Raw genomic sequence first — 13,820 nt, forward strand, 5'->3', positions numbered from 1 at the left:
TTAATCTTACGGCGCTGGTCCAATTAAAACGAGTGTTCTCGGTCTTTCAACATAACCTTCTCGTCCATCAGGTACAATTTCAACCAAGTCGATCTGAGTCGGGCTAATTTTAATAATACGCCCCTGATTCATCCCCAAATAACTGCCGACTTGTACGCGCTCAATCTGCCCATCAGGTGTTTGGATTAATGCAATGGTCTGATTTACTCGACCACGCATGCTTCCTTTCATATTCAGAGATTCCAACGCATAGCTTTCTAAAGGCTGTGGTTGACGATTGAAGTTTGGATAAACACGCTTACCTGCCATAATCTTTAATTCAGCCGCCAAAGAGCTTGGCATAAAAGGACTCTTGAGCTGATGCGCTGAATAATTAAATAAAGGCACTGGGGTAAATATAGGTGCAGGCTCAATAGGTAAAGGTGGTTGATTACGAATTTCTGCCATTTTTTGACTCACCGCATCAATACGAGAATCACAACCCACCAACCCAAAACCAATAAACAAACCCAGTATTAACTTATAATGATTCATTAGCGCTGTCCTCCTTGAGCAGATGGAGCTGTCGCACCCGCATCAATAGCGGCCTGATCATCCACACCAACATAACGATAGGTTTTTGCTTTCACAGTATAGCTAACCACTGGAATATCGGATTTTTTCTGGGTATCTGCTTTTGCTTCCACCGTAAAATCATGCAAAGTCACAATGCGCGGTAATGCTGCAATACCTGTCGCAAAAGCGCCGAAAGCATGATAATCACCCGTTGCTTCCATACTGATAGGCTGCTCAATAAAGAACTCTTGTTTAATTTCTTTTTCTAAACGGATATTTTTAAACTTCAGACCTGAATTTACGCCCGTTAAGTTCATATCCTCAACCAAACTTGGAATTTCTGTTTCTTTCGGCAACTGCTCCAGTTGCTGATTAAAATTCGCTTCCATCTCTTGTAATTGCGTTTGGTACTGCTGCAAATTACGCAACTTGGATTCTTTTTCTTTGAACTCATTCAGTAAGCTTTGCTCTCGTGCTTGCGCATTGGCAATGGTTTCCAATTGCTTTTGAACCACCACAAAATAACCCAATGCAGCAACTGCTAAAAGAATAAAAATCCAACAAGTGACTTTGACAGAGAGCGGCCAACTGCCATAGTTATTCATATCCAAGGTATTAAATTGTTGGAAGAATTGCTCTACTGTCATTTTTTTCTTCTTTACAGCAACACTATCTTGATTAAGATCATTTAGTTCATCTTGACTCATTGTGTCACCCCCGCTGTCCCTAATGTTGCTGTCTCTGAAGCTGGGTCGGCTACAACGGTGGTACCGATTTCACCCAAATCTACAGTAACGACAAAACTTCCATAATTCTCTTCGACACGAGGAACCAAAGAGCTTACCGTTTTATCTTTTTTCTCTTCTGCTGCCAAAAATGAATTCATAAAGGCATTGCGGTACCAAGGAGATGCTTCTAAATTACGTAGTAATTCAGCAACGGTATTTGGGCTTTCTGCCTTACCTTCAATACTGAATTTATCGCCAGTTCGCGTAAATTTAGTGATGTACATGGTTGGTGGAGTCACACGGACTAACTCATCAACTAACCGCACAATCACTGGGCGTTGTCCTTGTAAACCCTGAATCAACTTCATTCGCTCAATAATGGCATTACGGCGTTCTTGCAAACCCTCTAAAGACTTGAGCTGTACATCCAAACTTTGATTGGTACTGACAATAAACTGATTGGCTTGCTCTTGATCATTCAATTTGTGATCAAAATACATCCAAGCTGTAAATACAGATGCAATTCCTAATGCAGCCACCCCAACACAAAATGCGACAAATTGTTTCTTTCTTTGTTCTCTTAGCTCATCGCGCCAAGGGAGTAAGTTAATCTTTGCCATTAATCAAAACTCCTCAATGCCAAACCACATGCAACCATCAATGAGGAAGCATCATTTTCAATTTTTTTAATATCGATTTGTGGAGAAAAACCCATTTGTAGAAATGGATTGGCAATCGTTACTCGGTAACCCAATTTTTGTTGTAATAACTTTGCAAGGCCTGGAATATTGGCATTCCCCCCAGCCAGCAAAATATGATCGATCTCGTTGAATTGAGAGGATGAAAAAAAGAATTGTAGTGAACGCGCTGCTTGTTGCACCACAGCATCCAAGAATGGCTCCAGCACCTCGATGTCATAGTCATCTGGAAGCGTTCTTTCTTTTTTGGCGCGTCCTGCTTCTTCAAATGACAAACCATAGCGACTTTGAACATCTTGGGTCAGCTGTCGCCCACCAAAAACTTGTTCACGTGTATAAATGATTTTGCCCTTTTGCATCACTGATAGCGTGGTCATGGTATGCCCGATATCTAAGATGCCAACGGTGTTTGCCCCCATCGGCAGTGTATCCGAAAACACACTAAAAGCACGCTCCATCGCATAGCTTTCAACATCAGCTGTTTTGGCATTTAATCCGGCAAGCTCTAGCACTTCTACACGCGTATCAACATTCTCAGTACGTGTAGCAACGAGAAGGACATTTACCCGATTCGGATTGGCTAATCGATCAGGTAAAACTTCAAAATCAAGACTCACTTCATCTAATGGGAACGGAATATATTGCTCAGCATCCATACGAATTTGAACTTCACGCTCTTCATCCGTCATATCCGCATCCATCTCTATGATTTTATTAATAACCATAGAAGTAGGTACCGCAATTGCCACATTGCTGGTATGTGGATTGGCGAGGTTCACCACTCTCTCAAGAGCATCACCGACCGCCTCTGGGTTCAAAATGCTTTTTTCCACCACGCTATTTTCAGGCAATGGCATCACGGCATAACTTTCAACCCAATATCTACCGTTCTTTACAGAAAGTTCCAATAATTTAACAGTTGTCGAACTAATATCGACACCCACTAACCCCTTATTTGGTTTACGATATAACCTGAGCACAGTATTTTCCTATTTATTTTTTTATCCCCAAAAATACAACACACTAATTTGTTTTGGTCTTTAATTAATACGGATACAATAACCCATCTAACAATCCGTATGTCTAAAGGATATACTGACCACAATTAGTTTGTCATTCGCTCTTATTAAAACTTACTTATTATGAAAAAGCTATCCAGTTCTGGTATTGTTCGCCCATTTTTTTTGATCATTATTATTATCTTAGTCTCACTTCCAATGGGATTTTATGGCATGTATCTCTATCTCGCGCCATCACTGCCAGATATGAGTTCATTAAAAAAGGCACCACTGTTAAAACCATTGCAGGTCTATACGGCAGATAATAAGCTGATTGCAGAATATGGCGGTAAACTTTCCATTCCTGTCGAATATGAGCAAATTCCACCGACATTTATTCATGCTTTTTTGGCCGCTGAAGATTCTTCCTTTTTCGAGCATAGTGGGATTAGTTTTAAAGGTTTGGGGCGAGCGATAACCGAATCTGTAACTGGATCTGATGTCCAAACTGGGGGCTCAACCATTACTATGCAAGTGGCAAAGAATTATTATTTAAGTCCTGAGCGAACATTAAGACGCAAACTCACTGAAGTCTTTCTTGCACGAAAAATTGAACAAAATCTAAGCAAACAAGAAATTTTAAGTTCTTATGTCAATAAGATCTTCTTAGGTAAAAATTCCTATGGCATCGCTGCTGCTGCACGTATCTATTACAACAAAAATATCGATGAACTCAGCATTGCACAGATGGCAATGATTGCAGGTTTACCTAAAGCACCTTCAAAATATAATCCTGTTGCTAACCCGCAACGTGCACTTGAACGCCGTAATTGGATTTTAGGGCGCATGCTTCAGCTCGGCTATATCAATCAAGCTCAGTATCAAAAAGCGGTCGCAGAACCGATCAATCTAAATATGGTGGACCGCTCAGTCAGCAATGTGTTCCCATACGTAGGTGAAATGGTACGTTCAGAATTGGTTAAACAGTTTGGTGATCAAGCGATTGATTCAGGCTACAAGGTGTACACCACCATTGATAGCAATCGCCAACGTTATGCTGAGCAAGCTCTTCAAGATGGTTTAGAAGCTTATGACCGTCGTCATGGATGGCGTGGCCCTGAAGCGCATGATCAACCTCTCAATCAATTCATGGCTTATGCCAACACCTATCCAGCTCAAGTGGTAAAAGTAAATAACAATTCCTTTGATGCGCTCATGCAGGATGGCTCGACTGTGACCGTCAACTGGTCAGGTATGTCATGGATTCGTCCATATCGCAATGCCAATAGTGTCGGTGGCGCCCCCTCTAATGCCTCACAAATCGTCAAAGTGAAAGATATTATCCGCTTACGCCCCAACAAAGAAAAAACTGTTTGGTCTTTAGTTCAAGTCCCTAAAGTACAAGGGCAGCTCATTGCCATAAATCCAAATGATGGCGCGATCGAAGCTGTTGTCGGTGGTTATAATTTCTATCAATCGAAGTTTAACCGTGCGACTCAAGGGTGGAGACAACCAGGTTCGACCATTAAGCCTTTTGTCTATGCATTGGCCCTAGAGCGCGGCATGACGCCTTATAGTATGGTCAATGACAGCCCGATTACTATTGGGAAATGGTCGCCTAGAAACTCAGATGGCCGTTATTTAGGTATGATTCCTTTACGTCGTGCTTTATATTTATCCAGAAATACCGTATCGGTACGATTGCTACAAAATGTGGGGATCGAGCGGACACGCCAACTCTTTATGGATTTTGGTTTGCAGGATGACCAGATTCCTCGCAACTATACCATTGCATTAGGAACCCCACAGGTCTTGCCGGTACAGATGGCAACGGGTTATGCAACCTTCGCAAATGGCGGTTATCGTGTTCAGCCTCATTTTATTAAGCGAATAGAAGATGCTTATGGCAAAGTGATTTATAGTGCCAAGCCTGAATATGCGTGCATTCCTTGTATTGGCAACGCAAAGGCGAGCGACCCACAATCAAATACAAATAACACCCAGGTGACAGAAATCACCAACCAAAGCTTAGACAATATTAATGCCACTTCTGAAGCTCAGCTTACCGCCAATAACTCTGAGAAACCGTTCAAGACCAATAGTGATTATCGTCAAGCGCAACGTATTTTAAAATCAAGTTCGGCGTATGACATGGCCAATATTTTACGTGATGTGATTCAACATGGTACAGGTCGTGCTGCACTTAAAATTGGTCGTGATGATTTAGGTGGGAAAACAGGAACCACCAATAATGCAAAAGACGCTTGGTTCGCAGGCTTTAACGGTAAGTTGGTTACGATCACATGGGTCGGTTTTGATCAGCCTCGTACACTAGGTCGTCGAGAATATGGCGGCGTTGCTGCACTGCCAATTTGGTCCAACTTTATGGCCAAAGCTTTAAAAGATACACCATCTGCATGGGTTCGATTGGATAAAGATGCAAAAGATCCTATTTCTCATGATCAATTACAGATCCAGCAAAGCGAAGATCGCAAAGAATATCGTGCTTCTCCACCACTCGCACGCCCACTTTACCGTCCTGCACCACCTGCACCTACGCGCTCAGCGCAAAGTGATTTTTCTGACTTATCTGGTACCACTCAAAACGGTGAAAACACCATCACACCCGAGAGAAAACAACCACCAACGATGGATTCACCCCCTCAAAACCCAAATAGCCAAAGAGAGCGAGATGGAATTGAAAATTTAATTAATCAAATCCAATAATCGTTCATCGACGCCCAAACAGCCATCAATTTGATGGCTGTTTGTTTTTCTGAAATAGATAAATCTGAAAGGCGGCGCTGACGGTGAACTGCTGTTGTTGCTCAAGTGCTTTCCGTCGCTCTGGATTGGCTTTATACGCATAGGGCGTCATCGCAATTAAGTTGCTGAGCGCGAGCTGATCTAACTGCATTGTGGTTTCAACAACTCGCTGCTGTTTCAGCTCAAGTTGAGACTCAAGCTGTTCAATAAACTTCTGTGGTTCATGCAAGTTGACCCGCTCGAACAACGCCTCACGCAATGCGAATAGATGCTTAGGTGCAGGTGTCACCACAATCAAATAACCTTGATCACTCAACACTCGCACGATTTCATTTTGTGGAATCGGGCTAAATAAACTACTACACACATCAATCGAATAATCTCGTACAGGCAAAGTTGCCCCAGTCCCCACCACCCAAGTCACGTCAGAATTTAATTTTGCCGCACGTTGTACTGCTGTTTTGGCAATATCCACACCGATACAGTATTCAGTATGACGCTGCATAGCACTGGTGTAGTAGCCTTCGCCGCAGCCAATATCCAGAATAGCTTTTGGTTTTAACTGTTGTAGCAACTCGACCACAGCTTGTTGTAAGGGCTGATAAAAACCTGCTTGCAAGAAGTCTCGGCGTGCCAACACAGACTCTGCCGTATCCCCTGGCGTTTTACTATGCTTATGCTGCACCACATGCAGATTTACATAGCCTTGTTTCGCCACATCATAATGATGTCCATTATCACATCGCCATGCATTTTCAACCAAATTTAATGATTGGCGACAAACAGGACACATCAACAAATTCATCTATTTTTCTCCAAGCATAAAAAAAGCTGGTATTCACCAGCTTCTTTTTTAAATCGTGGCTTAACGTAATTTTAACGTCATTAACCCTAAAACCACCAAGAAAATCGTAATAATCCAGAAGCGAATCACCACTTGAGTTTCCTTCCAGCCTTGTTTTTCATAATGATGATGTAGAGGCGCCATCAGGAATACACGTTTGTTTCGCATCCGCAATGAGCCAATCTGCAAGAATACCGAGATGGCCTCCATAACAAATACACCACCCATAATCGCAAATACAATTTCCTGTCTAACCATGACTGCAATCGTACCGAGCATCGCACCCAACGCCAAAGCACCGACATCACCCATAAATACTTGAGCAGGGTGGGCATTGTACCAAAGGAAGGCCAAACCAGCACCGATCATCGCTGAGCAAATCACCACAAGCTCTGAGGTATATTTCACATAGGGAATATGTAGATAATTGGCAAAACGAATATCACCAGACAAATAGGCAAACACACCCAAACCTGCCGCGACCATCACAATCGGCATAATCGCCAAACCATCCAAACCATCGGTTAGATTGACTGCGTTAGATGCACCATTGATCACCAAATAAGTAAAGGCAATAAAGGCTAAACCAAGTGGAACCGCTGAAAGTGGAATGGAAAGATTCTTAAAGAATGGAATCAATAAGTCCAACATATTCGCGGTATGCAAAGCGCTATCTTGCTGTTTTGCAATTACATATAAGGCAATACCAGCGCCTAATGAAGCAACTGAAGTCCAAAAAAACTTTTTACGAGCAGGTAAACCCGCATTGTCTTTATAACGGACTTTAATCCAATCATCAGCCCAACCGACTGCCCCAAATACCACCATAACCCCCAGAACAATCCAAACATACGGGTTGGATAGGTCTGCCCACAACAGGGTACTAATACCAATAGAGAGCAGAATGAGAATCCCCCCCATGGTCGGCGTTCCCATCTTCTTAGCATGATTTTCAGGTGCAAAAGAGCTCACCGCTTGACCATATTTTAATGCTTGTAATTTGCGAATCATGATCGGTCCTAAAACCAATCCAATTGCCAACGCGGTCAGTAGACTCAATAATGAACGCAATGTTAAATAACGAACAACTTGGAACGAGCTGTTATACCCCGCCAATTGTTCAAATAACCATAACAACATTTAAATTTTCTCCATCAAATCAGCCATCAACGTTTCCATGTGGGTGAAACGGGACCCTTTGAAGAGGAAACTCATCGACTGGGGTTGATGTCTTTGCACTAAATTAATTAAAAACGGTAATGCCTCTGCTTGTGTGGCAAATGCATGTAATGTTTTGGCATTCGCCGAGCCCTGCTGTGCTGCTTCAGCAAACTCTCCGACCACAACCAATGCATCTAAAGGCAAATTGGTTAAATCTCGGCCTAAATCATGATGTTCTTGCCAACTTGATTCTCCAAGCTCACCAATGTCGCCCATGACCATGACTTTCAAACCTTGCTGCTGCAATAGGACATTCGCAGCTGCACGCATTGAGGTTGGATTAGCATTATAAGTATCGTCAATAAATAGGTGCTGTTGATGTTGAATAAAATTCAAACGACCTTTTGCACCTTGTGCGTGTTCTAAGCCATGCACAATATCATCGAGTTCAACCCCAATCGCCAACGCAAATGCGGTGGCTGCTGCTGCATTTTCCACATTATGCGCACCTGCAAAGGGTAGATTCACAGCGCGAACACCATGCGGTGTATGCAAACGGAACTGTGAAAATTGAGGGTGAAGTTCAACATCAGTGACAAAGATATCTCCACCTTCACCAAAACTTAAAATTGGATGCTTTTGAGCACTCTCACGAATGCTTGCCGCATAATCATCCTTTGCAGGAACGATCGCAGTGCCTTGAGGCAAAATGTGCGCATAAATTTCTGACTTCGCGCGACAAATACCCTCTCGCCCACCAAACTCACCTAAGTGCGCTGTTCCAATATTTAGAATGCCAGCCACATGCGGTTGCACTAGATTTGAGGTGTAATCAATCTCACCTTGATGACTCGCCCCAAGCTCCATTACGGCATAGCGATGTTCTTGACGCAATTCAAGCAACATCATCGGCACCCCTAAATCATTGTTGAGGTTACCTCGGGTAATCAACGTCGGCGCTAAACGAGACAGAATGCTGCCTAACATCTCTTTAGTCGTGGTTTTACCACTGCTGCCCGTCAATGCAATCACTTTAAGTTGCGGGTTCTGTTGACGACGATAAGCCCCCAAATGTCCCAAAGCCAAGCGCGTATCTTTGACCACAAGCTGCACAATATCAGCATCGACTGGACGTTCAACAATCGCCATTTGACATCCCTGCGACGCAACTTGTGCCACAAAATCATGTGCATCGAAACGCTCACCTTTCAAGGCAAGAAAAACATCACCTGCTTCAGCATGGCGTGAGTCTGTCAAAATTCGCTTGATTTCACCTTGTAGAGGTTTTGCGTTATACCACTCACCCTGTGTCGCTTGTTGTAATTGTTCTGCTGTCCAAGGTTCTAATGGAACTGTACTGGTGGTTGAGGTGTGCATACTTGTTATTTACCTTTTGACTCTTATTGCGCAGGATATGCTGAGTGTATCGAATGTGGCTGTGCAGTAATTGCTGATTGCACCTCTACTACATCATCAAACCAATGACGAACGCCATCAACTTCCTGATAGTTTTCATGTCCTTTTCCTGCGATCACCACAATATCTCCTGCTTGTGCATGCTCAACCACAAATCTAATCGCTTCACGGCGATCATGAATTTCATGCGTCGCATGATCAGCAAAGTCAATATCTTGCTTCATATCAGCAAAAATCTGTTCTGGATTTTCAGTCCGTGGATTATCTGAAGTCAAAACTACAGGATTGGCATGATCAAGTGCCGCTTGCGTCATCAATGGACGTTTACCACGATCACGATCCCCCCCACAACCAAATACCGCCCAAAGCTGACCCGCGACATGGCGCTTTAAAGTCGTCAACACTTGAATCAAAGCGTCAGGAGTATGTGCATAATCGACCACGAATAAACGCTCAGCATGCTGAATCACTTGCATGCGACCTGGTGCACCCTGTAATTGTGGAACAAACTGTACTAAATCAGCCAAAGCAAAACCTGCATATTCCGCAGCAATTAAGCTTGCCAATAAATTCTCGACATTAAAATGTCCCAGCAATGGACTTTGAACTGAATATAAACCAGTTGGCGCAATCAGCGTAAAACGAGCACCACTCAATTGATAGTGCAAATCAGCAATATGGTAATCTGCGCTCGCTTGAGTCAATGAATAGGTCAAGATTTTAGGTTGCGATGGATTGGCCTTGGCGGCATCTAACATCAAGGCAGCATATGCATCGTCTACATTAATCACCACGGCTTTTAAGGTGGTAAATCTAAATAACAAGGCTTTTGCTTCAGCATAAGCCTCTAAAGTACCGTGATAATCCAAATGGTCACGACTTAAATTACTATAGACCGCGATTTCAATCTCACAGCCGTTTAAACGACCTTGCTCCAAGCCATGAGAACTTGCTTCTAACGCAACAAATGCTGCACCCTGCTTGGCATAAGCATGCAGTGCATTTTGTAATTGTAATGCATCTAAAGTCGTATGACTGGAGGGTGTCAAATTCGGCAAAATACCATTGCCCGTGGTCCCCATCACCGCACAGCCTTGTCCTTGTGAACTCACCAATTCCGCGATTAAACGAGAAATTGTGGTTTTGCCATTGGTGCCTGTGACTGCAATACCGCGTAAGATCGATATTGGATCAACATGCTGCAAATATTGCTTTTGCCATTCGCCCAATAACTGACGGACTGTTGGGCAGGTCCACTCTTTTTCTAAACCTAGCACAGTTTCACTAATCACCACCAATGCACCTGCATCCAATGCATTTTGGGCAAATTGGCGGGTTTTCTCAGCTTGGCTAAAACTATTCAACGCAATAAAGATTTGCCCTGCTTCAAGCTTACGGCTATCCAAACAAAAACCGTTAAAAGGCTGCGCAGACCAAGCTGCATCGATGTTGATCGGGTGTATCTGTTGAAAAAAAATCGACATTTTTTACCTGCGCACTGGAGTTGGTGAAGTATCTAGTGGTCTATCCAAAGGCACATTGAGTAAGCGTAAGGACTCTTGCATAATTTTGGCAAAAACAGGCGCTGCGACCAAACCACCATAGTAGCGACCCTGCGGATTTTCTACGACAACGATCATTGCCAAACGAGGATCACTCACAGGCGCAACACCCGCAAATAAAGCACGGTATTCATTATTTGAATAACCCTTACGGTCAGCGCGAAGTTTGTGCGCTGTCCCCGTTTTACCCCCAACACGATAACCAGGAATCACCGCTTGTTTTGCAGTTCCGCCCGGTAAAGTGACCTGTTCTAACATCATCAAAACTTGATCTGCAATTTTAGGGTCAAGCACCTGTTTGCCTTCGGGTGCATGTTCTAGCTTATGCAAACTCAACGGCATTTCCATGCCATGATTCGCCAACATCGCATAACCTTGTGCAAGCTGTAAAATCGTGGCATTCAAACCATAACCGTAAGCCATCGTTCCGAGTTGTGAAGAGTTGAGCTTATCTCCAGAGTAGAGTAAACCTGCACTCTCACCGGGAAATCTCACATCCGAACGCTGACCAAAACCGACACGACGGAAAAAGGACGGCAAAGCATCTTTAGGCAAAGACAAGGCAAGTTTCGCTGAACCCACATTTGATGATTTAACAATCACGCCTGTCAATGTCAGCGCACCATAGTTATGGGTATCACGAATGGTATGCCAACCCAAACGCATCGATCCTGGTGCGGTATTGATAATTGAATTCGGTGTGTATTGACCGCTTTCTAATGCAGCAGCAACGGTAAATGGCTTCATGGTTGAACCCGGTTCAAACATATCAATCGCACCACGGTTACGCATGGCATCTTTATTTGAAAGCCCGCCCTTATCATTTGGGTTATAAGATGGCCAACTGGTCATCGCCAAGATTTCACCCGTTTTGACATCGACAGCAATCGCTGTGGCTGAACGTGCATTGTTTGCAACACCCGCGGCAGTCAACTCGCGATACATAATATATTGCAATCGTGAATCGATACTCAGGGTGATGTTTTCGCCTGATTCGACCTCTTTGATCACTTCAGAAACTTTGAGGCGATTGCCTTTTTTATCACGGATAATCTTCTGTTCGCCATCAACCCCTGCCAGTCGTGTATTCAACTGCATTTCTAAGCCTTCGATACCCGTGCCTTCACTATTGGTCAAACCAATAATTTGTGCATTTGCTTGAGGCTGAGGGTAATAACGTTTATAACTTTTCTCAGTATAAACACCCTGAAAATTGCGCTTTAAAATTAAATCTGCTTGTTGCGGTGGAATCTCTTTTTGCAATACCAAATAACGTGAACGAGCCCGATCATTCATTTGTTGCTTTAAAACTTTACGGTCAATCCCAACCGCATCAGCCAATTCATCTAAGTTTAAGTTTTTATTGGGCAATTGACGTTTTAGGCGGCGATTGGTTGGATCTTTTTTGAGTTCTTCAGTAATTTCATTAAATTGTTTTTTGGCATCCCAATAATCTCTTGGGTCAATCACGATTTTCATAATCGGCGTACTGATTGCCAGCGGCACACCGTGACGATCACTAATCACACCACGCATCGCTTCTAGACGTTCAGTCCGTAAAATATTGGCATTGGCCTTGTTTTGCAAAAAGTCTTTATTGACCACTTGCACATAAAATGCACGTGCCACCAGAACCACAAAACAAAGCAGTACCACACCCCAAAGCAAATAAAACCGCCACATATCCAAAGCAAGTGTTGGTTTTGCCGAAATAGACTGCTGTTTTCTTCGTATCGGTTTACTTCGCTTATCTGCCATACAGCATGCCTTATTTATCTTGCTTCGAGGTCGTAGGTAAAGAAATCACAACGGTTTGTGCCGCGGGTGGTGAGAACATGCGGAGTTGCGTAACCGCACGTGAACCAATCTGTGCCGTTGCACCAAAGGTTTGCTGCTCAATAAGCAGACGCCCCCATTCAGCATTTAAATCATCTCTTTCACGCATATATGCACTCAAGTCACGATAGTCATGACGATATTCAAATACTTGAAACACCACCATCATTGCACTCGTGAAGACCAGTGCAACAAGTACAGCATAAACAACGACTTTTTTCAGTCCATTTTTGCTGTTTGGTAGAACCTCGTCATCATTTTTATTGTTCATTATTTGCCTTTTTGCTCTATACGCTCTGCAACGCGCAGCCATGCACTACGAGAGCGAGGATTTTCTTTCACTTCAGCTTCACTCGCACGAATCCGAGACACTTTCTTTAAGCGTCGCGTATCAACGCGTTGTTGCGGCATGCCCCAGCCATGATCTTCAGCTAGAGTCGATTCTTTTTGAATAAACTGCTTAATTAGACGATCTTCTAAAGAATGGAAACTGATCACAGCTAATTGCCCTTGAGCTTTCAACAATTCTACCGCTTGCGGTAAAAATACCTCAATATCATCCAGCTCTTTATTTAAGGCAATGCGAATCGCCTGAAAGGTTCGCGTGGCAGCGTGTTTATGCTTTTCCCATTTTGGATGGGCAACTTTAACAATTTCTGCGAGCTGCGCAGTAGTGGTAATTTCACCTGCTGCTTTAATCGCTTTGGCAATACGGCGACTATAACGCTCTTCACCGTATTGATAGATAATATTGGCGAGTTGTTCTTCTTCAATTTTCAACAACCATTCTGCCGCAGTTGGACCTTGCGAATTGTCCATCCGCATATCCAATGGTCCATCCTTCATAAAACTAAAACCACGCTCTGCTTGATCAAGCTGTGGTGAAGACACGCCTAAATCGGCCATGATGCCATCGACTTCAGTAATACCGATCTTGGCTAGTTCAGATTGTATATCTGCAAAACTAGCATGAATAATTTTAAATCGAGGATCTTCTTGTTCTAATTGTGCTGCGACTTCAAGCGCTTGAGGATCTTTATCAAATCCGTAAACACGTGCATTTTGATCTAATTTTGAGAGCAATAATTTGGTATGACCGCCACGCCCAAAGGTAGCATCAACAAAAACACCGGAGTCGCGACCTGCCAAAACGCCATCAATGGTTTCGTGAAGTAAGACAGAAATATGCGACATAGTAGATAAATCAACAGCTAAAAATGTAACTGCACATTATCACCTTGTTTTATGCCAGTACC

General features: G+C 43.3%; 12 protein-coding genes. 1 reads left to right on the forward strand and 11 read right to left on the reverse strand.

From position 1 onward, the window contains the following. Positions 1-6: 6 nt before the first annotated feature. Genes EAH57_RS04015 through EAH57_RS04030 form a run of 4 tightly spaced genes read right to left on the reverse strand, consistent with a single transcriptional unit; the run spans position 7 to position 2,961 of the window. Positions 7-534, reverse strand: coding sequence for a pilus assembly protein PilP (locus tag EAH57_RS04015; protein ID WP_004673211.1), 528 nt, complete (start codon positions 532-534; stop codon positions 7-9). Continuing rightward, complete coding sequence (locus EAH57_RS04020) at positions 534-1,262, reverse strand: type 4a pilus biogenesis protein PilO (RefSeq protein WP_004673213.1); 729 nt, start codon at positions 1,260-1,262, stop codon at positions 534-536. The genes EAH57_RS04015 and EAH57_RS04020 overlap by 1 nt, the downstream gene beginning before the upstream one ends. Beyond that, positions 1,259-1,903 (reverse strand): PilN domain-containing protein, encoded by a 645-nt coding sequence (locus EAH57_RS04025; protein ID WP_121928935.1) that lies wholly within the window; start codon positions 1,901-1,903, stop codon positions 1,259-1,261. The genes EAH57_RS04020 and EAH57_RS04025 overlap by 4 nt, the downstream gene beginning before the upstream one ends. Next, on the reverse strand, positions 1,903-2,961 hold the full coding sequence (locus tag EAH57_RS04030) for a pilus assembly protein PilM (protein ID WP_121928936.1): 1,059 nt from the start codon (positions 2,959-2,961) through the stop codon (positions 1,903-1,905). The genes EAH57_RS04025 and EAH57_RS04030 overlap by 1 nt, the downstream gene beginning before the upstream one ends. A gap of 162 nt (positions 2,962-3,123) precedes the next feature. Here EAH57_RS04030 and ponA point away from each other — a divergent pair, with 162 nt between their 5' ends. Next, complete coding sequence (gene ponA / locus EAH57_RS04035) at positions 3,124-5,706, forward strand: penicillin-binding protein PBP1a (protein ID WP_121928937.1); 2,583 nt, start codon at positions 3,124-3,126, stop codon at positions 5,704-5,706. A 25-nt stretch (positions 5,707-5,731) separates the two neighbouring features. On the opposite strand, the gene EAH57_RS04040 is transcribed toward ponA, so the two are convergent. Genes EAH57_RS04040 through rsmH form a run of 7 tightly spaced genes read right to left on the reverse strand, consistent with a single transcriptional unit; the run spans position 5,732 to position 13,758 of the window. Continuing rightward, complete coding sequence (locus EAH57_RS04040; RefSeq protein WP_121928938.1) at positions 5,732-6,550, reverse strand: putative RNA methyltransferase; 819 nt, start codon at positions 6,548-6,550, stop codon at positions 5,732-5,734. A 60-nt stretch (positions 6,551-6,610) separates the two neighbouring features. Next, a complete protein-coding gene (mraY, locus tag EAH57_RS04045; protein ID WP_005193873.1) occupies positions 6,611-7,729 on the reverse strand; it encodes a phospho-N-acetylmuramoyl-pentapeptide-transferase in 1,119 nt (372 codons plus the stop codon). After that, a complete protein-coding gene (locus tag EAH57_RS04050; RefSeq protein ID WP_121928939.1) occupies positions 7,730-9,127 on the reverse strand; it encodes a UDP-N-acetylmuramoyl-tripeptide--D-alanyl-D-alanine ligase in 1,398 nt (465 codons plus the stop codon). A gap of 23 nt (positions 9,128-9,150) precedes the next feature. Continuing rightward, positions 9,151-10,650, reverse strand: a complete 1,500-nt coding sequence (locus EAH57_RS04055; RefSeq protein WP_121928940.1) for a UDP-N-acetylmuramoyl-L-alanyl-D-glutamate--2,6-diaminopimelate ligase — start codon at positions 10,648-10,650, stop codon at positions 9,151-9,153. Positions 10,651-10,653: 3 nt separating this feature from the next. After that, entirely contained in the window at positions 10,654-12,486 is a 1,833-nt protein-coding gene (ftsI, locus tag EAH57_RS04060; RefSeq protein WP_121928941.1) for a penicillin-binding protein PBP3, read from the reverse strand. A 10-nt stretch (positions 12,487-12,496) separates the two neighbouring features. Further along, entirely contained in the window at positions 12,497-12,835 is a 339-nt protein-coding gene (locus tag EAH57_RS04065; protein ID WP_004673228.1) for a cell division protein FtsL, read from the reverse strand. Then, positions 12,835-13,758, reverse strand: a complete 924-nt coding sequence (gene rsmH / locus EAH57_RS04070) for a 16S rRNA (cytosine(1402)-N(4))-methyltransferase RsmH (protein ID WP_121928942.1) — start codon at positions 13,756-13,758, stop codon at positions 12,835-12,837. The genes EAH57_RS04065 and rsmH overlap by 1 nt, the downstream gene beginning before the upstream one ends. Between the last annotated feature and the right edge of the window lie 62 nt (positions 13,759-13,820).

It is taken from the genome of Acinetobacter sp. 2JN-4, assembly GCF_003687745.1.
GTDB classification, from domain to species: domain Bacteria; phylum Pseudomonadota; class Gammaproteobacteria; order Pseudomonadales; family Moraxellaceae; genus Acinetobacter; species Acinetobacter halotolerans.

Excerpts from the sequence above, each read along its gene's own strand:
- ftsI (WP_121928941.1), bottom strand. The coding sequence starts at position 12,486 with ATGGCAGATAAGCGAAGTAAACCGATACGAAGAAAACAGCAGTCTATT.
- EAH57_RS04040 (WP_121928938.1), bottom strand. The coding sequence starts at position 6,550 with ATGAATTTGTTGATGTGTCCTGTTTGTCGCCAATCATTAAATTTGGTT.
- EAH57_RS04050 (WP_121928939.1), bottom strand. The coding sequence starts at position 9,127 with ATGCACACCTCAACCACCAGTACAGTTCCATTAGAACCTTGGACAGCA.
- EAH57_RS04065 (WP_004673228.1), bottom strand. The coding sequence starts at position 12,835 with ATGAACAATAAAAATGATGACGAGGTTCTACCAAACAGCAAAAATGGA.
- EAH57_RS04025 (WP_121928935.1), bottom strand. The coding sequence starts at position 1,903 with ATGGCAAAGATTAACTTACTCCCTTGGCGCGATGAGCTAAGAGAACAA.
- EAH57_RS04020 (WP_004673213.1), bottom strand. The coding sequence starts at position 1,262 with ATGAGTCAAGATGAACTAAATGATCTTAATCAAGATAGTGTTGCTGTA.
- EAH57_RS04015 (WP_004673211.1), bottom strand. The coding sequence starts at position 534 with ATGAATCATTATAAGTTAATACTGGGTTTGTTTATTGGTTTTGGGTTG.
- rsmH (WP_121928942.1), bottom strand. The coding sequence starts at position 13,758 with ATGTCGCATATTTCTGTCTTACTTCACGAAACCATTGATGGCGTTTTG.
- mraY (WP_005193873.1), bottom strand. The coding sequence starts at position 7,729 with ATGTTGTTATGGTTATTTGAACAATTGGCGGGGTATAACAGCTCGTTC.
- ponA (WP_121928937.1), top strand. The coding sequence starts at position 3,124 with ATGAAAAAGCTATCCAGTTCTGGTATTGTTCGCCCATTTTTTTTGATC.
- EAH57_RS04055 (WP_121928940.1), bottom strand. The coding sequence starts at position 10,650 with ATGTCGATTTTTTTTCAACAGATACACCCGATCAACATCGATGCAGCT.